This is a genomic window from Sulfoacidibacillus thermotolerans (assembly GCF_003144315.1).
GTDB classification, from domain to species: Bacteria; Bacillota; Bacilli; order Alicyclobacillales; family SLC66; genus Sulfoacidibacillus; species Sulfoacidibacillus thermotolerans.
Genome location: NZ_MPDK01000006.1, coordinates 101201 through 122778, shown reverse-complemented (window position 1 = coordinate 122778; position 21578 = coordinate 101201). Strand labels below are relative to the sequence as shown.

Sequence of the window (21578 nt, the reverse complement as noted above, 5' to 3'; positions counted from 1 at the left end):
TTTAATGCCATACCTATGTGTTCGATCGGTCGTATGAATTAGATGGCTTGATGCGTTTTTTGGTTTGGCAAGATGATGTGAAAAAGATGTTGTTCAATCGTATGAACGGCGTCATCCACGCTGCTTTTGTCAGTGTGAATCGTCAATTCGGGGTGCAGAGGGTGTTCATACGGAGAACTAATTCCAGTAAATTCGGTGATTGTTCCATCCATCGCCTTTTTATATAACCCCTTTGGATCTCGCTCCATGCAGACCTCTAACGGACAATCGATGTAGGTTTCGATAAATTCTTCAGAGTGAAAAAGGCTGCGTACCCATTCGCGATCTTTGCGTAAAGGCGAAATCAGCGCAACAATGACAACGATCCCAGCATCGACAAATAGCTTAGCTAAGTGTCCAATGCGGCGAATATTTTCCTGACGATCCTGCAAAGAAAATCCGAGATCAGCATTTAAGCCAAATCGAACATTATCTCCGTCAAGCAAGTAGGTGTGAATTCCTTGTTGGTAAAGGCGCCACTCTAATTGCAAAGCGAGAGTTGACTTTCCTGCACCAGAAAGTCCAGTCAACCACACAACAGCACTTTTGTGTTTGTGCATATGTTCACGAGCTTCTCGAGATACCTTAGTCGGTTGCCAATGTACGTTGTTTGTAATGTGAAATTCCTCCTTCGATCTCTGCAGTATAGCCACTTTATTGTCCATGTTAGGCGATGGAACTGTACTTTTGATTAAACTTCTTTTACAAACGGGTTAAAATAACCTATCTGTGGAGAGCAAAAAATGTATATGCATAGCGTTCTTACCAGCTTCGCATACTCCTAGCAGAGGAGTGACGAAGATGACGACGGCGATGGAAGCTCTTTCAAACGTAAATATTTCAGCAAATTTAGAAGAAAATGATGCGTTTTTGAAGGAACTGCTTGGAATTGGTGTGAGTTGGGATCTGATTGCTAAACCGTTCGTTTTTGCGGATATTAAAATGACCGCCTATACTGCAAACGGCTATTTCTTAACGATGAATATGGTGCTCATCGTGGAAAATTTAGAGATGACGATCAAAGAATTTGTCGATCGCCACCCGAATCGGTCCTTCACATTAGATGAATTGGTCAATTATCTCAATGTGACCATTGGTTTTGTTCAGGTTCAAATTGTTACGAAAATGTCAGACGCAGTGCGTTTTATTTTATCCGGGCCACTTGTCATATTTATTGAAGGCTATGAAGAGGTCCTGATGATTGACACGCGGATCTATCCCATGCGTAGCATTGATGAGCCGGCTGTGGAGCGCATTGTGCGAGGTCCGCGCGATGGGTTTGTAGAGACGATGTTGATGAATGTGGCGCTTATTCGTAGGCGCTTGCGCGATCCGCGATTGCGTGTAGAGCTTCTACAAATCGGGGCGCGCTCACAGACAGATGTGAGTTTAATGTATTTACAAGATGTCACCAATGATCAACTTGTCGATCGGTTTCGCCAGGCTTTAAAAAGTATTCCGACAGATATCGTGGCGATGGGGGAACAAGCGGTGACGGAATGGTTGGGGAAAGTAGGGTGGAATCCTTACCCGATTGTCCGTTATACAGAACGTCCAGATGTGGCAGCGACAGGGTTACTTGAGGGTCAAGTGGTAGTGGTTGTCGATACGACGCCGGAAGTGATTGTAGGGCCAACTACGGTGTTCCATCATTTGCATCATCCCGAAGATTATCACTCCTATCCCATCGTGGGATTGTACTTGCGCATTGGCATTATTCTGGCTAGTTTTATTTCTGTATTGGCGCCCGGTTTTTTTATCGTGCTTGCTGCGGAACACGATCATTTGCCAAAAGCGATTGCTTTTTTAGGAACCCCCAAACCATTACCTTTACCTCTAGGGTTACAGTTCCTAATGGCGCAACTCGGAGTCGATCTCTTTGAGCGGGCAGTGATTAATACGCCATCTACGCTTGCGTCAGCAATCGGCATTGTGTCAGGACTTGTATTTGGACAATTTGCGACGATGATGAATCTCGTTTCTCCTGAAGTATTGGTATTTATGGGAGGAGCTGCAATTGCTCAGTTTGCTACATCTTCACGTGAACTTTCCTCTGCAAATCGATTGATGCGTCTCTTAATGATTGTCTTATCATGGATCTTTGGCGGGATTGGGTTTACAGTGGGGATTGTGTTCATCTTGGTTTTGTTGTTGCGGACACGTGCGCTTGGTGTTCCATACTTATGGCCTTTGTTTCCATTTGATTGGCAAGGTGCTAAGGCTTTATTTGTTCGCCCTCCACTCTACAAGGTGGGAAAGAAGTCGTCTATTTTTAAAACAAAAGATTAAAGACTGTATTTGCTTTGCATTGTGAAGTCAAGAATGTACATCGCGTTCATGTTGTTTTGGCAGACTGACGCGGTGTCTACTTATTATGGAGTATAATAGTGTTATAGCTGTACTGAAGGGGAAACAACACGGGGTAGGTGCAAACAGATGGATCATTTTCAACAAAGCATTTTAGAACTGATCATCGATACGTCGACGAATTTGCCGCCTGACGTACGCCGTGCGCTAGCACGAGCACAGTTGCGCGAAGAAGTAGGCAGTCGAGCTGCACTCGCGCTCGATACGATTGTGAATAATGTAGCGATGGCGGAAACGGATCAAGGCCCAATCTGTCAAGATACCGGAATGCCTACGTTCGAGGTGTTTACACCAGTTGGCGCCAATCAGATCATCATGGAAAAACAGATTCAATCAGCCGTCGCAGAAGCGACAAAAATGGGGAAGTTGCGAACCAATTCAGTCGACTCGCTGACAGGGAAAAACACCGGTGATAATCTGGGGCCAGGGACGCCTGTTATTCATTTTCATCAGTGGGAGCGCGATGACATCGAAGTCAAGTTGATCTTAAAAGGCGGAGGCTGTGAGAATAAAAACATCCAATACAGTTTGCCGATGGAGATTGAAGGGCTAGGAAAAGCAGGACGTGATTTAGATGGCGTGCGCAAGTGTATTTTGCATGCGGTTTATCAGGCGCAAGGTCAAGGTTGTAGTGCAGGGGTCGTTGGAGTCTCCATTGGTGGGGATCGAACCAGCGGGTATCAACATGCAAAAGAGCAGTTGTTTCGCTCACTGGAAGACGAAAATCCAATTCCAGAACTAAGAGATTTAGAAGAATACATCATGGAAAAGGCGAATCAACTAGGAATAGGTACCATGGGTTTTGGTGGACGTGTGACGTTGCTAGGGTGCAAAATTGGGGTGCAAAATCGCTTGCCGGCGAGTTTCTTTGTTTCAGTTGCGTATAACTGTTGGGCTTTTCGTCGTCAGGGAGTTGTCATCAATGCACATACAGGAAAAATTACAAAGTGGCTGTATAAAGAGGGGGATGTGCAATTCTCCGATCGCGGCGGGATCTCGACGGATCACGCAATCGTTTTGCAAGCACCGATTAGTGAAGAACAGATCCGCAAGTTAAAAGTAGGGGACGTCGTTTTGATTGACGGAGCCATGCATACGGGAAGAGATGCACTTCATAAATATTTGATGGATCACGATGCACCAGTCGATTTGAATGGCGCTGTATTGTATCATTGTGGCCCTGTTATGCTTCAAGATGAAGAGGGCTGGCACGTAAAGGCGGCTGGGCCGACCACAAGTTCACGAGAAGAACCTTATCAGGCGGATATCATTAAAAAATTTGGCATTCGCGCAATCATCGGTAAGGGGGGCATGGGACCTAAAACCCTTCAGGGGTTAAAGGAGCACGGCGCCGTGTATCTAAATGCCATTGGCGGCGCCGCACAGTATTATGCACGCACAGTCACACACGTCGATGGCGTCGATTTCCTTGAGCAATTTGGTATTCCGGAAGCGATGTGGCATTTACAAGTCAAAGCCTTTCCAGCGATCGTGACTATGGATGCGCATGGCAACAGTTTGCATGCAGAGATTGATCGTGACTCAAAAAAACGACTCGAGGAATTTGCTGCACCCGTCTATTCATAGAGGGGAGTTTTATAAAAATGGCCATAAGGGGGAGAGCACAAGCTCTCCCAATTTTTGAAGAATTGGGCGGTGTACCCATTCGTGTAATTGGAGTTCTCGACAGTGCTGCAGGTCTGCGATAAAGATGACTTCCATTTGATCGGCTACTTCGGGATTAAGAAATTCGACATTGAGTTCAAAATTTCCGACGAGGCTGAGGCGATCGAGATTTGCTGTGCCGATCGTGGACCATGTTCTATCAATCGTCGCTGTTTTTGCATGAATCATCGCTCCTTGATAGAGGAAGATGCGTATCCCTTGGCGTAGGCACTCTGTAAAATACGTACGGGCGAGCCAATCTGCAAGCAGGTGATTTGATTGTTCAGGAACCATTAGACGCACATCGACGCCGCGTTTGGCCGCTCGAATGAGAGAATTTAATACAAAGCGATCCGGAATAAAATATGGAGTCGTAAGGAGAATGCGCTCTTTTGCGAGATCGATCGCCTCGATGTACATCGAACGGATGGGGAACATCAGTCGAGTAGCATCATTTGCATAGAGTCGTATATAAGGAAACAGTGATCCTGTGACTTTTGTCATATGGTCGCTTTCATCGCTGTGTGCATTCCAAAAATCAACAAAAGATGAGTATAGATTTTTTGCACCCTCCCCTGCGATGCGCACATGTGTATCGCGCCACTTAGCTCCATACAGATCTCCGATGTTGTACCCTCCGACGTAGCCGATCTGCTGGTCGATGACGAGCAGCTTGCGGTGATCCCGCGCAAGTCGGCGAGGATCAAAAAAGTCCCATAACCGCCGCCATGCTTTATAACGCATAAGGTGAATGTTTGCAGGGAAGCGCTTAAATTCGCTTGGGACGACCATATTCGCAAAATTGTCGAAAATGACATAAACGTCAACGCCTTCACGGGCTTTTTTTGTGACGGCTTCTTTAAAGGCAGTCCCGATGCGATCCGCTTTCCAGATGAAAGATTCAATGCAGATACATTTTTTTGCGGAATAAATATCTTCCAACATATCTCGATATAAATTCATACCGTATGTGTAGAGTTGCACACGATTGTCTTTTACAATGATTTCAGGTAATTGGAGACGACCGAGTGAAATCGAACTGCGGCGACGACGAAACCGCGTACTGATAGCTGAACTGAGTATGACAGTCACTTGTAAGCAAATAATGATTCCAATTGCGATAAAAAAGCCATCTTCAAGGTGCGTGGACAGGGACATGCTCATCGCTCCTTAATTGCCAACAGATGCGTAATCGATACGGGAAATAAGTCTGCAAACGCCATTATACACTTTTTTCTAAACCAATAGGCATTGGTTGTCTTCTTCACAGGGGAGTCTTGACAAAAAAAGCGGGCAACCGAGGGTTGCCCGCGAACAAACTGCGCGGTCACGATTACACCTCGACGATTTTTGCTTCTTCAGGCAGTGCGACTTTGGCCACATTTCCACGGAATAACGAGATGAAAAGCGCTGCAACACCAAAGATGGAAACACCGATAAACGTCCATTTAAAACCTGCGATCAAAGGTCCGACTGGGGCGTTTTTCGGAGTAAAGTGATACAGGAGAATAACTCCTTGAAAAATGGCAAATGCGTAAGCAATCCCAAGACTTTGTCCAAGTGATCTGGACATGTTAAGCATCCCAGAAGAAACACCCAAGCGATTGCGAGGGGTACTTCCCATGACAGAACTATTATTCGGCGGGGTAAAAATCCCCATCCCAACACCGACAAAAAAGAGTGCAAAAATCAAATATAGCAAATTTGTATTCGCATTGACAAAAATGAGGGCAATTGTACCGAGCGTGGCAATTCCCATTCCTGCTACAGTCGGGAGTTTTGATCCTAATTTGTCTGCAATTTTTCCGGCAATAGGAGCGAGCAACATCATTCCGATGGGCAATGGCGTCGTCAATAACCCGGATGAAGAAGAGGGTTTTCGCAAAACGTCCTCAAAAAAGTAAGGCACAATATACAATACGCCATACATAACTCCATATGACAAGGCTCCAGTGATGTTACCCCAGGTGAGCTGTTCGATCTTAAAGAGGGAGAGATCGATAAGTGGAGCAGGGTGGCGCCTCTCTTGAAAGTAAAAAAGGATTGCAAATACGGCGGTGGAAATGAAGTACCCAATGATCGTCGGAGAACCCCATCCATCATCGTTTCCTTGATTCAATCCAAGTAAAAAGGCAATCAGCGTGATTGCGAGTAAGAGGGCACCGATGTAATCAAAGTTTGACTTCGCGCTTGCATCTTTATGCAGATCGATCGGCAGGATCATAGCTGCGAGCGTTGTTCCAATAATTCCGACAGGAACATTGACGTAGAAAATGGAGCGCCAACCAAATAAACCGATCAGCAATCCACCAATGGCAGGACCGAGTGATAATCCTACCGCGAGGGCTGAACCTTGTATGCCAATTGCTTTCCCGCGTACTTTTTCTGGAACGGCGGCTGTGACGATCGCGACGCTATTTGCCTGCAACATCGTCGCACCAATTCCTTGTAAAACGCGAAATCCAATGAGCAAACCCAGTGTGGGAGCTGCTCCACATAATGCAGAACCAATAATAAAAATCGTAAACCCGATCGTATAGAGTGGGCGTCTACCGACAATGTCTGCGATCCGTCCAAACATTGCGAGTAAAGCGGTCAGTGTAAGCAAGTAGGCCAATGCCACCCAAGCACTTGCGCTGACGTTTACATTGAATTCACGGTCAATTGTTGGCAATGCCACCGTGATGATGCTGCCATCTAATGCAGCCATAAACGCGCCGATACACACTGTAGCGACAACATACCAGTGATAATTAGGCCTGTTTGTAAAAAATTTGAGCGGCAACGAATGTCCTGCGTGCGTCGCGTTGTCTGTCATTCCAGTACCCAAAACTGTCGCGCAGCTTTGGATTTCCCCTCCATTCCATCGTGTCAATGAGGATTTACGGTGCGCGCCAAGCGCACGCGATATTCATAAGCATCTGCACGGTAGCGAGCGATCGAATACTCAATGGGCTGTCCACTGCCATCTTTTGTCGTGCGCATGATATGAATCACAGCATCACCAATTGCACAATGCAGTTTCATGGCCGTATCCGAATTCGCATTTTGTGCACTGATCGTCTGTTCACCTGAAGCAATCGCAATGCCGTGAGCTTCTAAAGCAGAGTAGATTGAGCCGTGGCGCAACTGTTCTTGCGAGCATACGTGGCGCAATCCTTCTGGCAGATAACTCTCATCGGCAAAAATCGGTTCACCAAATTCACTGATGACGCGTCCGATGCGAACGACAGGCGTTCCTGCCGTGATGCGCAAATGTGTGGCGACAGCCAAATCAGCAGGAATAAGATCGATTTCGAGCGAGTGGATCTCCACATGACGTCCTAATTGATCGAATTCTTCCTTGAAACCATAGAGTGGTGAGGAAGTAATGACGTGATCGGGACGGGCAACATAGGTCCCTTTTCCTTGGCGACGAACGAGGTCGCCAGAAGCGACAAGATCCAGAATCGCCTGTCGCACAGTCGTGCGTGAAACGCCGTGTTGTGCCATCAATTCTTGTTCAGTAGGGATCATGGTTCCTTCCGGCCATTCCCCTGATTCAATGCGCTCTACTAGCCAGGATTTGAGCTGAAGATACAGCGGATATCCGGCGCGCGCGATGACCAAGCAGTTCCCCCACCTTTCACTCGTCTAAATTGGATGTAACATTATATTGTTATAACGTTTCATTTCTATTGTAATGGCAAAGTGCCGAGAAGGAATGAAATGAATTGTGAACAATCTATGAAATGATAGACCCGCTTAGCGGGTCTATCAAGTTACTCCATATGGGCGCTAAGCGGAGAAGAAGCGGACTGCGGTGTTGCTAGTGTGCGCCGTCGTACAAGTTCCCAAGTGGCGATGCCGACCCCTGCTCCAAGGAGTAAGGCCGGAAGCGTTCCAAAAGATGATTGCCGTCTTGACGGACCCATCATTTGATGTCGTGCATTTTGCATCATATCCCACATGGTCGCAACACCTCCACCACTAGCTTGTGCAAACAGCCAAACCCCATGCGTGCTGACAAAAGGAGACTTATACCAATTGGCGGTCTTTGCAGTTGCAGCAGAGATGTAGTGTGAGTGAGTCGGCTTGCTATCTGTCGATATGATACAATTCGGTGAGGAACGCAAAGAATACATATCATATCAATGAAACAAATCGAGGAGGGAATAAAAATGCGTGATGCACGAGCACAAAAGCTCGCTCAAACGATCGTTGCCTATTCCTGTGCTGCAAAGCCGGGGGATAAGATCTTGATTGAAATGTTTGGGCCTTCGATTGACTTAGGAAAAGAGATTGTTAGAGCGGCTTATGCGCAAGGTGCACTGCCTTTTGTGCAAATTCGCGATCAACAAGTGTGGCGGGAGTGGTTCATGGACATCACGGAGTCGCAATTACAGCTCGCGACAGAGATGGATCGCACACTGATGGAGCAGATGGATTGTTATGTCGGGTTGCGAGGAAATGACAACATCAACGAGTATGCAGACGTACCTAGTGAAAAAATGGCGTTATTTGATAAGTTGTACGGGACACCGGTACATAGTGAAGCGCGTGTCAAGGGGACGAGGTGGTGCGTATTGCGCTATCCGAATGCTTCGATGGCACAACTTGCAAATATGAGTACGGAGGCATTTGAGGATTTTTATTACCAAGTATGCACCCTGGATTATGGGCGGATGAAAGATGCGATGCAGGCATTAAAACAACTGATGGAACAGACAGACGAAGTGCACATCGTGGGGCCAGGTGCTACGGATTTGCGTTTTAGTATTCAGGGCATACCTGCGATTCCGTGTGCTGGGGAAATGAATATTCCTGATGGGGAAGTGTTTACAGCACCTGTACGCGATTCAGTCTCGGGAGTTATTCAATTTAATACTCCCTCCCCTTATCGAGGATATGTCTTTGAGCAAATTCGCTTGACGTTTGACAAGGGGAAGATCATAAAAGCAGAGGCCAACGATACGGAACGCATAAATCAAATTTTTGACACAGATGAAGGTGCCCGGTATGTGGGAGAATTTAGTTTAGGTCTGAATCCATACATCAAGGAGCCAATGAAAGACATTTTGTTCGATGAAAAAATCGATGGAAGTTTTCACTTTACACCAGGGAATTGTTATGATGAAGCCTACAACGGCAATCATTCTGCAATTCATTGGGATCTTGTGTGTATTCAGCGCCCTGAGTATGGAGGAGGAGAGATATACTTTGACGGCCGTCTGATCCGCAAGGATGGTCGGTTTGTCGTTCCGGAATTGGAAAAACTAAATCCTGAGCACTTAAAGTAAAAGATCAAACGGCTCTCTTGCGTGCGAAAGACATGCTTATGCACGCAAGGGAATCGTCTCAAAACAGATGTCTAATGTGAAGGTGCAGAGGGAGTAGAAGAGTCGGTACGGGTGCTTGAGGAGTTGCGAGTGTATGCGACGAGAATAATGGATTGTCCTTCTTGCGCCGACAAATCTTGCTCCATGTTTTTAAGTGTGGACAGAGTCTGCGCGGAAAGCGGCGCAGCTTGATAATCAGTGGATGGATTCAAGTAGTGATTCCCCCTGTTTTGAACTATTTACCAGTATGACATATGCGGCGACAATGTATACTTCATATGATTTGTTCGTGAGGAGATCTGATGGCAAAGCAAGAGTTCGCATCGGCGTTAGTCCAATGGTATCGCACGGTTCAGCGGGATTTGCCTTGGCGCAGAAGCAAAGACCCGTATGCAATCTGGGTGTCAGAAGTGATGTTGCAACAAACACGAGTGGAGACGGTAGTACCATATTTTGAGCGATTTATAACGCGTTATCCCTCAATTGATGCGCTTGCTGCAGCAGATGAACAAGAAGTGGTCAAGAATTGGGAGGGACTTGGTTATTACTCACGCGTACGCAATCTACACTTGGCTGTAAAGGAAGTCGCCTCCAAGTATGGAGGGGAAATACCGCGCAGTTATGAGCAGATGCGCGCACTTCCAGGAGTAGGGCCGTATACTGTAGGAGCTGTGCTCTCGATTGCCTATGGGGTTCCTCTTCCGGCAGTCGATGGCAATGTTTTGCGTGTGATGGCGCGCGTCTTCGCACTTGAAGAGGATGTGGCGAGTGCACGTACAAGAACACGTGTAGAGGCGATCGTGACTGAACTCATCCCTCGTGATTGTCCAGGCGACTTTAATCAAGCGCTCATGGAGCTAGGCGCAAGGATATGTGTTCCACGTACACCCAAGTGTGTAGAGTGTCCTCTTACAATATACTGTAAAGCGCGAGCGACGGGTCGACAAAATGAACTGCCCTATAAGAAAGGTAAAAAACCACAGCGTATAGAGGAACGCGCAGTCTTTCTGATTGAAAGTCAAAGTGGTGAATTCTTGATAAGGAAGCGTCCGCAACAAGGGCTATTGGCTAATTTGTGGGAATTTCCCCATGTGCTCATGTCAAGTGCCGTTGCTTTAGAAGTAGATGCGAGCGATTTGCGCCAGATCGGAATGTTGGCTCGGGAGATTGTCGGATATGTACCCCAAGAAATCACTTTTATACGTAAATATGTACACCTATTTTCTCATGTCATCTGGAATTTATCACTATATGTGTTCAAAGCAACTGAGGGGTTAGTACTCGAGGCGCCTTATCAGTGGGTCAGCGCAGAACAACGAGAGCGATATACATTTGGACAGGTATTTAATAAAATGTGGATGGATGTAAAAGTAGAGGGAATGTCAGAAAGGCGGTGACAACATGTTAGAAGCGAAAGTCATCATGGATGAAAAGGTGGCCCAGCGAATCCTCGAAATACGCCGTGAAGAAAACGCCGAATCGTATGACATTCGTATCTCTGCTGCTCCTGGCTGAGGCGGGGTGCGTTTTATGATGGCTCTGGATGAGCGATCGGAACGAGATGTAGTCATTGAAGTCCACGGCGTGCCCGTTATTCTTGATCCATTTACGGCATCTCTTGCGCAAGAACCTTTGATTGTTGAATATGATGAGTATGAGGACAGCTTCTCCATTTACAGTCAAGGCATTGGAGACAGTGGTTGTTAAACAGTTATTGGGTAAACTGTAAAACGGGAAGTGACATGCTGTCACAAACGATGTACAATGTAATTTGGACGGCATGGCATGATAAAGGAGGGAAGCAACTATGTATGGGTATCCGAATGTTGAGGCTCGGTTTGTAAAGAGCCGTGTTTTACTTGGTTTGTTTGCCACATTGTTGTCTGCCAGCGTCGGAACTTACGTTGGTCAGTTTGTACCTGCCGGCTTTTTTATGCCGCTTGTCATCATTGAGTTTGTGATGCTGTTTGCGGCGTCTATGGTTAGGCGGAGGCAAGTGGCAGGATGGGGGTTTGTCCTCGCTTTTACATTTATTTCAGGAATGACATTAACGCCAGTGCTTTTTGCTTATACGCAAATGCTCGGTGTGCGGATTGTTCAAGAAGCTTTCTTAATCACTGCGGCTACGTTTGGCGTCACAGCATTTGTGGCATCGCGCAAATCGATGGATTTTAGTTGGCTTGGACAGTTTTTGTTTGCAGGGATTTTGGTTCTTGTAGGCCTTTCCTTGGTAAATATTTTTGTGCCATTTTCTACGGGCTTTTCTTTTGGCTATACCTATCTAGGAATTGCTGTTTTCGTCGGCTACATGCTCTTTGACGTAAACAGGCTGACTCGTTATGGGGTCACGGTTGATCAAGTCCCACTTGTTGTACTTCAGTTGTATTTGGATTTTGTGAATCTATTCCTCTTCATCTTGCGCTTATTCGGGCTAAACGCTCGTTCAAGCAGAGACTAGAGCTCGAATGAGTAAAAACAAAGAACTGACGGGGAAAGTGCTGTATCGCGAAGTGGCGGAACAGCTTGAGGCGGCGATTATGCGTGGCGAATGGACATCGGGGCAAAAACTACCTCCGCTTTCCCATCTCGCCACGCGTTTTGGCGTGTCAAAAGCGGTAATACGCGAAGCCTGCAGTTTGATGGTTGGCGCTGGGGTTCTTGAGTTGCGTCATGGGGATGGCACTTATGTAAAGATGCTTACTCTTGATACGGTTTTGCGCCCAGTACACGCGGCGTTACTGTTAGGACAGTCTGATTTGCGTGCGTTGCTTGAGGTAGGGCTGTGGTTAGAACAAGGGATTGCCGCCTCTGCAGCGCAGCGCAGATCGGAAAACGACTGTTCATACTTAGCAGAGGCACTCTTCTATATGGAGTCTGGACGCGGGAATCCTGAATTGGTTGTTGAAGGAGAACGCATGTTTCACATGGGCATGGTCGATGCGAGCGGAAATGCGATGGCCAGCAATTTGTTACGTATCTTATACCATCCGCTATCGAGTGTATTGCTTCTTCTAGGGAAAGAAATTCAGTTGCATGATCTCATGATCGGAATGCATCGTGCACTCTATGGAAGTATTTTAAATATGGATGCCGAGGCGGCAGCGCGCCAGATCGAATTGTATCGACGAACGTTGCAGGATCGCGTGGCACAATTGCGCCAAGTTCCGATCGCACATCAAATCGAATCCGATGGAGTGATAAATGTTGAATAAGCGTGCTAAAATTGGTTTTTTCATCTTCTCTTTATTCGTTATGGCCGTTCTTGCAGGGGGAGCTATTTTGATGGGAACACAAATGACCTATGGGTTATTGGTGGTCGGAATAGGCTGTGTTCTAGCTGCTTTGGGCTTTGTGATTAAAGCGAAGGTAGTACGGATGCAATAACATGAATGAATAATCACTCGAATGAAGTGCTCGCTGCGGGGAGGCAGGCCGCCGATGGAACCGCGTAAGCTGATCTACGTGGTCGATGATGATGAGAATGTGCAAATGGTTGTAGATCGCTACCTGATTCGCGAGGGGTTTTCTGTAAAAATCTTTTCGGGTGCAGAAGAAGCTGTTGCTGCAATGGAAGCGCAATTGCCAAATATGGTGATCTTAGATGTGATGTTACCGGGTATGGATGGGTATGAATTTTGTAAGTGGATTCGCGCTCGCAGTGATCTACCTATTATCATGGTTTCTGCACGCGATGAAGAAGTAGATCGCATTCTTGGCTTAGAACTTGGGTCTGATGATTATTTGGCAAAACCATTCTCTCCGCGCGAGTTAGTTGCACGTGTGCGAACAGTGTTTCGACGCATACGACCGCCGAGTGCTCAGTTTCTGGATGCTGAACAGCAAACTTCTTTGCCTGCGTGTGGCAGCCTTATTTTGCGCGATAGTGAACATCGCATCGTGAGCGGAACGAACGACCTGCCACTGACGACAAAAGAGTATGAATTACTTGCTCATTTCATCCGACATAAGTCTCAGGCGTTTACTCGTGAACAACTTTTAACGCAAGTATGGGGATATGAGTTTATCAGCGATGAACGATCAATCGATGATCTCGTCAAACGATTGCGCAAAAAATTAGCAGCTGCGAATTCTCGAGCAGAGATTGTCACGGTGTGGGGGTTTGGCTACAAACTCGAAGGTGAGGAGTACCCCATGTGATAAAAACCTCGATAGCGGTTAAAGTGGTCTTTGTTTATCTTCTCATTGTTGTCGACTAGCTCTCAATGGATTGTTAGCAAATGGAGCGATTGAGAATTACGTACTTACATCTACGAAAAATAGCTTGATTCGCGATGGACACAATTTGATTGCGAATCTAAAGCACCGTGAGTTCACACAACTCGCCATCCATTCTCAGCAAGACATTCAGAATTCTAAGACAGTTGTAGCGGTTGAGGATCCCCTCGCTCGTGAATACGTTGTGGTCAATGCATCGGGCACGATTTTGTGGGACACGTTTAGCAAAGCGGACTATCCACTTTTGGATCAAATCCCAGATGTGATCGCAAGAGCTTTAAACGGTCAAGTTGCTACCGGTACATATCCTAAGGGTGACCCGGTTTTCGAATTTGCTGCGATCCCCTTTGAACTTCAAACTGCAAACTTTGTGCCGCAGATGCTAAGAGCTGGTGCTCCACAGACGATTACTTTGCCTGGTGGGGGAGAGGCAAATAGTGATAAGACGAAAGTGATCGTATTGTTTGCCCGCATTTCTGATTTACAAAGAATTACTTCACAAATTTGGTTGGCAGTTGCAAAAGGATTGATCATATCGAGTTTGGTTGCGGCTATTGTCGGACTTGTCATGATGCGCCGCATTCTGCACCCGTTTGGCCAACTTAAAGCAGCAATTAAACGTGTTGAAAATCGTGATTTTCGTGCGGAAATTGCAGTTCAAACGGGGGATGAACTTGAGGAAATCGCGACGGCATTCGATCGTATGGTACGCTCATTACAAGCGTTTGACGAAGGGCAAAAGCGTTTTTTACAAAATGCTTCGCACGAGTTAAAAACACCTCTCATGGCGATTCGCGGATACGCGGAAGGATTGCGTGATGGTGTGTTTGCCCCTACGGAAACTCCGCGTATTCTCGAGATTGTAGCTTCTGAAAGTGTGCGCTTGAAGAATATTGTGGATCAACTGATTTATTTATCTAAATTGGAGACATTGGAAGAGGTTTACACGTTTTCTCGCATGGATTTAGCCAATTTAATTTATCAGACGATTGAGCGTATTCATCCTTTAGCGAAAGACAAAGGCGTTCGATTATTGTGTGATATCCCCGAACAACCCGCCTTAGCGTATGTTGATCGGGATAAAATGGTACAAGCACTGATTAATTTAGTCAGCAATGCAATTCGCCACTCGAAACGCCAAGTGTTTATTCGACTGATCATTCAGGAATGCAATATCATACTTGTCGAAGATGATGGGGATGGGCTTGCAATTGGTGAGTCGGCGCGCGTATTTGAACGTTTTTTTCATGGGGCAAAAGGCGACACTGGGCTGGGACTCTCCATTGCCAAGGCGATTGTTGAAAAACATCATGGAAAGATTTACGCTGAAAATGCGGATGAATATGGCGCGCGTTTCACAATTGAACTGCCGCGTTAGAGGAGAATCAATGGATGTCCACACCCCCGCGCAAAGAATTGCGGATCTATCTGACTCATGTGCTCGAAGTAGCGGTGCTGCTCGTATTTCTAGCTGTCAGCACCTTCATTTTTTTGCGAGTGCTAAGTTATATTGCGCCGTTTGTCATTGGCTTTTTGATTGCCATCTTGTTGTTGCCGATCGCTCGTTTCCTTGAACATCAGGGAATTCCACGTAAAGTTGCGATTGTACTTACATTGGTTGTGGTTCTCGGAGGACTCGTTTTGTTGCTGCTTTTTCTCATTGTGCAAGGGGCAGAGGAAGCCACTAGCCTTTCGCAAGCGATTCCACAGTATTTTCTGTCGTGGAGAACTTGGGTTGAACAAGTGATTGACAAGAGTGCGATCGTTTATGCACATCTGCCTGCAAAAATGGTTAGTGCGATGCAAGCTTCCGTCGCTTCACTCATTGAACAAAGCCGAGCGCTTGCATTGACAGCATTGAGTGCGTTAATTAGTGGCGCAGCTCTTTTACCAGATCTTGTGTTTATTATCGTGATCTCCGTTGTAGCGGCCTATTTTTTTATGGCAGAGCGGACCCAACTGATTCACGGACTGCGCATTCTCCTACCTCCCGGGTGGGGAATAAAACTTGAAGGTGTAGCAGGAGACGTTGGCAGAGCGATGGCTGGATTGCTGCGCGCTCAGCTTGTCTTAATTGCAGTCACAAGCGTGATTTGTGTGATTGGGTTAACCCTCATGCATATTCGCTATGCATTGATTCTTGGGATTGCGATTGGCTTTACTGGTTGGGTGCCTATCCTTGGATCAGGCGTAATCACTCTTCCTTGGGCAATCGGAGCTTTTGCGCTAGGGCACTTCGTGATCGCTATGAAAGTCGTTTTACTCCAAGCGATCGCCTCTCTTATTCGCCATAGTATTGAACCAAAAATCCTCGCGTCAAACATGGGGCTTGGGACATTTGCTACACTTTTTGGAATGTATGTAGGGCTTACGAGTATTGGTTTTTTAGGACTTTTAGTAGGACCGATTGCATTCATTGCCATTCGCTCTCTGTTACGCGCGCATATGTTTCGCGATTTTCTGCCGCAACGCTGGGTAGGTGCTTCTTTGCGGTGGGGAGAGCATGAGCACAAATAAAGAGTAGCGTTTTTCGCGTTGATTGCGCAGTGTCCAGTGCGAGGAGGAACGGTGAAGGTGGAGCGCGAACTTTGCTGGCGTATTCGTAGCATCAAATATGATGGCAGTTTTCACCGTTTATGGACTTGCGCCTATCCATTACAAACTCAGCAAGAAGAGCAGAGAGGTGATGCGTTGACTTTTGCGATGTGGATCCCGGCGGGGGAGAAAGTCCTTGAACCCACTGGAGTTACGTGGGATAGTCCCTACGATGTGATTGCATGTTTTTATTCTTCGAAGTTTTATCAAGTCATGATTCTTCTGAAAGAGGGCAAAACAGAATATTATTGTAATAGCTGCACTCCCCCCGAGATTGACATCACGCAGCGAGAGGTGCGCTTTGTTGACCTGGATCTTGACTTATTGGTCGATGCTACAGGTACGATGCGCGTTGTCGATCAGAGTGAGTTTTTGCGCAATGCGGTGGAGTATGCTTATCCAGAAGAGATCATGTTACGTGTTCAAGAGGATTTAGGGGAATTACAACAAATGGCGCAAGGGCGTAAGGGTGTCTTTTCTATAAATAGAAGTGAATGGCGTCGAAAGAATTTGCGACTTTCTGACGACGCCGATCAATAATCGGGGCATGCCCCTCATTCTTGTTGTGAAATGCGCTCTACATTGCCGTCAGCGTCCATGCGAAAGCGTGCTTTTGGCAAATCACTTTCCGCTTCAATCAGCTTTCGCGCGCGTTCCATAATCGCGAGAAGCATGCGTGAATCTTCCTCAATTTGTTCTGGTGTTGCAGGGATCGAGACATGTTCCCGAATGGTTTTGTGCCGCGATTGCTCCAATTGTTCTTCGAGTGCGCGCTTTTGTTCTGTCAAGGCTACAATCGTATCTTGTAATTCGTGGTAACGGCGTTCAAAATCACGCAGTCCGCGGATTAAGAGATCTAATGTAAATTCGTGTTCCTCACCAGTGCCAAGTGTGATTTGTGTGCGAGTAGGCCGTCGATTGCGTCGATCTTCGAGTGTGCGTCTGCGAATTTGCTTGGCTTCGCGAATTGCGTCTTCATAATGACGCCGAACGACTCCATTCCAGCGATAGCCGCAAGCAGCTGACGTCCGCCCAAGCAGGCTGGCCGCTTCATCAAAGGCAACGAGTTGTGTGCTGCCTTCTCGAATGTGTTTGAGTACAAGTTCTGCTAAAGTGACATCATCTTCGGGTGTCCACGCATCTGATCGCGATGCCCACCTTTCCATCAGTTCCATTTTGAATAATCCCTCCAAACCTTGATAGTATCTTTATGTCCGGTTTTTGGAAGAAAGATACATGGTACGTTGAACTCCTATAAGATATGGTATGTTTATAGACCTAACTGGTGCATCTTTCGGGGAGGTGATGCAAGGTGAGCCGATATTTACTTGCACTTGATCTAGATGGAACTCTTTTGAATACACAAAAGCACATTTCAGAACGTACAAAGTTAGTTTTGCAAAGTATGATGCAATTAGGAAATGACGTGGTCATCGCAACGGGCAGACCGAAGCGAACGAGTCTTTCTTATCATCGCCAATTGGGATTGCGTACTCCCCTTGTTAATCTAAATGGCGCATTTGTTCATGATCCACACGGTGTATACGGCGAACTTCACCTTCCGATTCCCTATCAGACTGTGAAAGCGGCACTTGGCGTCTGTTATGAGATCGGAATAGAGAACGTGTTGGCAGAAGTAGGGGAGCAATTTTATTTGCACAAGTATGGCCCAATCAACCTAGCGCTATCCGTGGAGAGTTTCTCTGCCGTTGCGGTTGGCGATTTGCGCTATGCGATTCGCGAGGATGTTACGAGTTTTGCCGTCTATCCGAAGCTGTCTACTGTTGATGTCTTGGTAAGGGAACTACGGAAAAGATTTGGGGAAGCACTCACAATTCGCGAATGGGGAGATCCACAAAGGACGATTGAAATTTTAAATAAAGCGGCCTCAAAAGCAAGGGGAGTCGCATACGTGGCCGACCAGCTGGGTTATGAACCTGAGCAGATCATTGCGTTTGGCGATGAAATGAATGATATCGACATGTTGCTTTTTGCTGGGAAAAGCGTAGCGATGGGGAATGCGCGCGATGCAGTGAAAAGCATTGCAGATTTTGTGACAGATTCATGTGATCGCGAAGGAATTGCAAAATTTCTTGAGCAATACGTATATGTACAACAGGATGCCGCCTCTTTGCCTTAGAACAAGTTTTTGCTGGCATCCTGCGTACGATGCTAATGAGAAAGCGCACAGGATGTTCTACTTTTATAGGGGATGGAAATCTAGCGCAAGTAGATCGGCGGCTTGATTTAGACGTACGGCCACCTTTTGGTGCAAAGGATGCGGCCCGTAAGAGCTAAGACTTTCTACATCAGCGAAAGTCACGACGAGGCCTGCATCATAGCCAAGACTGCGCGCAGAAAAATTATGGCCGACACGCAATTCTTGAATTCCTTCTATTTGATCTCGCAATGCCTTTAATGACTCTAGAAGATGTTGTTTTTCCGCTTCTGATACATCGGCTTTCCATTTAATAAGAACTACATGTTCAACCATGCAAAAAACCTCCATCTTAAGCTATGTGCTTTATTCTGGTATAGTATAACAAGAAATAAGCGATAGGCTGTCTCTTTCTGCAGATTGTCCGAAAATGTGAAAAGATCTGGGGTCTCCGTGCGAGAATGCCTCTATAGTATCTCGGACGCGTATGAATAGAGTCAAGCGATGTAAAGGAGACGATTCTGCATGATTAGTGAATTGCATCAAGAGTATGGCGCTCTAGCCGAAAAAGTTTTAGCCGGGAAGCAAATTTCCAGAGAAGAGGCACTCAGGTTACTTGAAGCTCCAGATGAGCGGTTACTCGATTTATTAGCTGCAGCCTATCGAATCCGCAAACATTATTTTGGGAATAAAGTAAAATTGAACATGATTATTAATGCGAAAAGTGGACTTTGTCCAGAAGATTGTGGGTACTGTTCACAGTCTAGTGTTTCTGAAGCGCCTGTAGAGAAATATGCGTTACTGGATAAAGAGCATTTACTCGCTGGTGCAAAGGAAGCGCTTCAGCGTAAGGCTGGCACTTATTGTATCGTGATGTCAGGCCGTAAGCCGAGCAAGCGCGAAGTGGCTGAAGTGGCATCGGCTGTTCGTGAGATCAGAGCGACCACACAATTAAAAATCTGCGCTTGTATGGGGCTGATTTCACAAGAGGATGCAAATCAATTGGCAGACGCGGGTGTGCAACGGTTTAATCACAACTTAAATACGAGTGAAAATAGATACGAGGAAATCTGTCATACGCATTCCTATCAAGATCGCATCGATACAGTAGAACATGTAAAACAAGCAGGGATGTCTCCTTGCTCCGGGGTCATTGTAGGGATGGGAGAGAGTCATCAAGATGTAGTAGATGTCGCTTTTTCGCTACATGAGCTGGATGTGGATTCAATCCCCGTCAATTTCCTTAACCCGATTGAAGGCACGCCGCTAGCAGGTGTCAGAGAGCTTGATCCAAGATACTGTTTAAAAGTGTTAGCCATGTTTCGGTATGTCAATCCTGAGAAAGAGATTCGTGTGTCTGGCGGACGTGAAGTCAATTTAAGGAGTCTGCAACCGCTTGCTCTGTACGCAGCTAATTCAATTTTTGTAGGAGATTACTTAACTACGCAAGGACAGGAGCCTACATCTGACTGGAAAATGATCGAGGATTTGGGGTTTGAGATTGAAGAATATGCCCAGTAAATCTGCTTCCCTGTGGGAATTGTGATACACTACGCTAAAACAGGGTGCCAAATGGAGGGATTGAGATGGCTGGCCAGGCAGTTTTCGCGTTTGTCCCAGATTCTATGTTTTCTGTTCAATTGCGGGAAGCAGTGGCTAAGTTAGACGGTACCATTGCTTTTGCGTCTAATGTTCAGGAGTTTAAAACACGTATCGGCCAGGTGCTACCGGCATTAGTGATCCTCGATTTAGCTTCAATTGGAAGTGATCTTGAGGAGATGGTGCAAGTAAGTAAGCAAAGCGGCAGCAAAGTGATTGGATTTGCTCCGCATGCGCAAAAAGAGAGCTTGGCACGAGCTTTGCGTGCTGGGTGTGACGCTGCTTACGCTAATGCTAAATTTAAAATGGAGACGGAGACAATTCTGCAGGAATGGTTGTAAATTTGCAGAGGTGAGAGTATGACGGGAGATGCGGCGACAATTTTGCAGTTGCATGAGGAAGATTTTGATGTTTTTGCTGTTCCCGGACTTGAGGCTAGAATGGGTGCGCTAAAGGCACATCTGCGTCCTAAACTCACAGCGATCGGAGAGTATATCGCTCCGTTTTTGACAGATTTGACGCAACGTCCTTTTTATGCACATGTCGCCAAGCATGCGCGCAGAAAGACAAATCCTCCGACAGATTCGTGGGTTGCCTTTTCCATTGATCCGCGTGGCTATAAAAAGTGGCCGTCGTTTCTGATTGGCGCGTGGCAGACTCACCTATTTGTGCAGTTTGGGATTATTTATGAGTCACCTTATAAAGCGGATTTTGGTCGGGCCATACAACGCGAGGTGACGCGTGTGCTTGATTTATTGCCGAGTCACTACTTGTTGTATCCGGATTACATGAAACCAGAAGGTACGGAACTACAAACTTTGTCAAAAGCAGAATTTGAACAATTGACGACGCGTGTCATCGAAAAGAAAAATGCAGATTTGCTTTTTGGCGTTTCTCTGCCGCGAGAAGATGTCCTGAAAATGAGTGCAGAGCAACTGGGATTGCAATTGCAAACGGCTGTGAAGCCACTCGCGCAACTTTATCTGCTGACTGTGGCGCATCTGTAAGGAGGCTGTACATTTGAACTTTCGCGATCGCGAACGAGCGTATCAATTATTGCTTGAGTATACGCAAAACAAGAGTTTGATTAAACATGCTTTGGCTGTTGAGGCGGCTATGCGTGCTTATGCAGATAAATTCGGTGAAGATGTGGAAGAGTGGGGCGTCGTAGGGTTACTTCACGATTTCGATTATGAACGTTACCCTTCTCCTGAAGAACATACGATTGTTGGGGCGAAAATTTTGGCTGAAGCAGGGTATCCAGAACATGTGATTCGCGCTATCCAAGCTCATGCTGACTACAATGGTATAAAGCGGGAGACTTTACTTGAGCGTACATTGTTTGCGTGTGATGAATTGAGTGGATTTATCACTGCAGTTGCTCTCGTTCGCCCGAGTAAAAGTGTGTTTGATGTCGATGTCGCGAGTGTAAAGAAAAAGTTGAAAGATAAGGCGTTTGCTAAAGGCGTTCACCGTGAAGATGTGTATCGCGGTGCAGAGGAATTGGGTATTTCGCTTGATGAACATATTGCCTTTGTCATTTCAGCATTACAAAAGGCAGCAGACGATCTCGAATTGCGAGGTACCCTTGTCTGAATTGA

At 46.3% G+C, this 21578-nt stretch carries 25 protein-coding genes; 17 read left to right on the top strand and 8 right to left on the bottom strand.

Going from position 1 to position 21578, the window contains the following annotated elements:
- Window positions 1–38: 38 nt before the first annotated feature.
- Window positions 39–704, bottom strand: coding sequence for an adenylyl-sulfate kinase (gene cysC, locus BM613_RS05560; protein WP_109430172.1), 666 nt, complete (start codon window positions 702–704; stop codon window positions 39–41).
- Window positions 705–840: 136 nt separating this feature from the next.
- Here cysC and BM613_RS05555 point away from each other — a divergent pair, with 136 nt between their 5' ends.
- A complete protein-coding gene (locus BM613_RS05555) occupies window positions 841–2328 on the top strand; it encodes a spore germination protein (RefSeq protein WP_109430171.1) in 1488 nt (495 codons plus the stop codon).
- Between the two features lie 147 nt (window positions 2329–2475).
- The gene (locus tag BM613_RS05550) at window positions 2476–3993 is read left to right on the top strand and encodes a fumarate hydratase (protein WP_109430170.1); all 1518 of its coding nucleotides are present in this window, start codon (window positions 2476–2478) and stop codon (window positions 3991–3993) included.
- A 9-nt stretch (window positions 3994–4002) separates the two neighbouring features.
- On the opposite strand, the gene BM613_RS05545 is transcribed toward BM613_RS05550, so the two are convergent.
- From BM613_RS05545 to BM613_RS14870, 4 genes are all read right to left on the bottom strand, one after another.
- Window positions 4003–5229, bottom strand: a complete 1227-nt coding sequence (locus BM613_RS05545; RefSeq protein WP_181362911.1) for a phospholipase D-like domain-containing protein — start codon at window positions 5227–5229, stop codon at window positions 4003–4005.
- A 175-nt stretch (window positions 5230–5404) separates the two neighbouring features.
- Window positions 5405–6889, bottom strand: a complete 1485-nt coding sequence (locus BM613_RS05540) for an MFS transporter (protein ID WP_109430168.1) — start codon at window positions 6887–6889, stop codon at window positions 5405–5407.
- A 53-nt stretch (window positions 6890–6942) separates the two neighbouring features.
- The gene (locus BM613_RS15655; protein ID WP_109430167.1) at window positions 6943–7680 is read right to left on the bottom strand and encodes a GntR family transcriptional regulator; all 738 of its coding nucleotides are present in this window, start codon (window positions 7678–7680) and stop codon (window positions 6943–6945) included.
- A 152-nt stretch (window positions 7681–7832) separates the two neighbouring features.
- The gene (locus tag BM613_RS14870) at window positions 7833–8195 is read right to left on the bottom strand and encodes a hypothetical protein (protein ID WP_181362910.1); all 363 of its coding nucleotides are present in this window, start codon (window positions 8193–8195) and stop codon (window positions 7833–7835) included.
- Between the two features lie 36 nt (window positions 8196–8231).
- Here BM613_RS14870 and BM613_RS05525 point away from each other — a divergent pair, with 36 nt between their 5' ends.
- Complete coding sequence (locus BM613_RS05525; protein ID WP_109430165.1) at window positions 8232–9350, top strand: aminopeptidase; 1119 nt, start codon at window positions 8232–8234, stop codon at window positions 9348–9350.
- 71 nt (window positions 9351–9421) lie between these two features.
- Here BM613_RS05525 and BM613_RS05520 read toward each other — a convergent pair whose 3' ends face one another.
- Window positions 9422–9601: a hypothetical protein gene (locus BM613_RS05520; protein WP_109430164.1), complete on the bottom strand. Its 180-nt coding sequence runs from the start codon at window positions 9599–9601 to the stop codon at window positions 9422–9424.
- 90 nt (window positions 9602–9691) lie between these two features.
- Between BM613_RS05520 and mutY the strand changes: the two genes are divergently transcribed.
- From mutY to BM613_RS05480, 9 genes are all read left to right on the top strand, one after another.
- Entirely contained in the window at window positions 9692–10786 is a 1095-nt protein-coding gene (gene mutY, locus BM613_RS05515; protein WP_109430163.1) for an A/G-specific adenine glycosylase, read from the top strand.
- A 133-nt stretch (window positions 10787–10919) separates the two neighbouring features.
- Window positions 10920–11096, top strand: coding sequence for a hypothetical protein (locus tag BM613_RS14980; RefSeq protein WP_181362909.1), 177 nt, complete (start codon window positions 10920–10922; stop codon window positions 11094–11096).
- A 100-nt stretch (window positions 11097–11196) separates the two neighbouring features.
- Window positions 11197–11847: a Bax inhibitor-1/YccA family protein gene (locus tag BM613_RS05510; RefSeq protein WP_109430162.1), complete on the top strand. Its 651-nt coding sequence runs from the start codon at window positions 11197–11199 to the stop codon at window positions 11845–11847.
- Window positions 11848–11854: 7 nt separating this feature from the next.
- Window positions 11855–12601: a FadR/GntR family transcriptional regulator gene (locus BM613_RS05505; RefSeq protein ID WP_109430161.1), complete on the top strand. Its 747-nt coding sequence runs from the start codon at window positions 11855–11857 to the stop codon at window positions 12599–12601.
- Window positions 12594–12773 carry a hypothetical protein gene (locus tag BM613_RS05500; protein WP_109430160.1) on the top strand — a complete coding sequence of 60 codons (180 nt, stop codon included), beginning with the start codon at window positions 12594–12596 and terminating at the stop codon, window positions 12771–12773. The genes BM613_RS05505 and BM613_RS05500 overlap by 8 nt, the downstream gene beginning before the upstream one ends.
- 54 nt (window positions 12774–12827) lie before the next feature.
- A complete protein-coding gene (locus BM613_RS05495) occupies window positions 12828–13547 on the top strand; it encodes a response regulator transcription factor (RefSeq protein WP_109430159.1) in 720 nt (239 codons plus the stop codon).
- 70 nt (window positions 13548–13617) lie between these two features.
- Window positions 13618–15003: a sensor histidine kinase gene (locus BM613_RS05490; protein ID WP_146192767.1), complete on the top strand. Its 1386-nt coding sequence runs from the start codon at window positions 13618–13620 to the stop codon at window positions 15001–15003.
- A gap of 14 nt (window positions 15004–15017) precedes the next feature.
- Window positions 15018–16142, top strand: coding sequence for a sporulation integral membrane protein YtvI (ytvI, locus tag BM613_RS05485; RefSeq protein WP_109430157.1), 1125 nt, complete (start codon window positions 15018–15020; stop codon window positions 16140–16142).
- A gap of 57 nt (window positions 16143–16199) precedes the next feature.
- Window positions 16200–16760 carry a DUF402 domain-containing protein gene (locus BM613_RS05480; RefSeq protein ID WP_109430156.1) on the top strand — a complete coding sequence of 187 codons (561 nt, stop codon included), beginning with the start codon at window positions 16200–16202 and terminating at the stop codon, window positions 16758–16760.
- 14 nt (window positions 16761–16774) lie between these two features.
- Here BM613_RS05480 and BM613_RS05475 read toward each other — a convergent pair whose 3' ends face one another.
- On the bottom strand, window positions 16775–17395 hold the full coding sequence (locus BM613_RS05475; RefSeq protein WP_109430155.1) for an RsfA family transcriptional regulator: 621 nt from the start codon (window positions 17393–17395) through the stop codon (window positions 16775–16777).
- A gap of 137 nt (window positions 17396–17532) precedes the next feature.
- Here BM613_RS05475 and BM613_RS05470 point away from each other — a divergent pair, with 137 nt between their 5' ends.
- Window positions 17533–18360, top strand: coding sequence for a Cof-type HAD-IIB family hydrolase (locus BM613_RS05470; RefSeq protein ID WP_109430154.1), 828 nt, complete (start codon window positions 17533–17535; stop codon window positions 18358–18360).
- A 63-nt stretch (window positions 18361–18423) separates the two neighbouring features.
- Here the strand turns inward: BM613_RS05470 and BM613_RS05465 are convergent, their stop codons facing one another.
- The gene (locus BM613_RS05465; RefSeq protein ID WP_181362908.1) at window positions 18424–18714 is read right to left on the bottom strand and encodes a Dabb family protein; all 291 of its coding nucleotides are present in this window, start codon (window positions 18712–18714) and stop codon (window positions 18424–18426) included.
- Window positions 18715–18903: 189 nt separating this feature from the next.
- Here BM613_RS05465 and bioB point away from each other — a divergent pair, with 189 nt between their 5' ends.
- The 4 genes from bioB to BM613_RS05445 all read left to right on the top strand — a co-directional run bounded on the left by bioB (window position 18904) and on the right by BM613_RS05445 (window position 21573).
- Entirely contained in the window at window positions 18904–19899 is a 996-nt protein-coding gene (bioB, locus tag BM613_RS05460) for a biotin synthase BioB (protein WP_109430152.1), read from the top strand.
- A 65-nt stretch (window positions 19900–19964) separates the two neighbouring features.
- Entirely contained in the window at window positions 19965–20318 is a 354-nt protein-coding gene (locus tag BM613_RS05455; protein ID WP_109430151.1) for an ANTAR domain-containing protein, read from the top strand.
- A gap of 18 nt (window positions 20319–20336) precedes the next feature.
- A complete protein-coding gene (locus BM613_RS05450; RefSeq protein ID WP_109430150.1) occupies window positions 20337–20984 on the top strand; it encodes a DUF1054 domain-containing protein in 648 nt (215 codons plus the stop codon).
- 13 nt (window positions 20985–20997) lie between these two features.
- On the top strand, window positions 20998–21573 hold the full coding sequence (locus BM613_RS05445) for an HDIG domain-containing metalloprotein (protein WP_109430149.1): 576 nt from the start codon (window positions 20998–21000) through the stop codon (window positions 21571–21573).
- The last annotated feature ends 5 nt before the right edge of the window (window positions 21574–21578 follow it).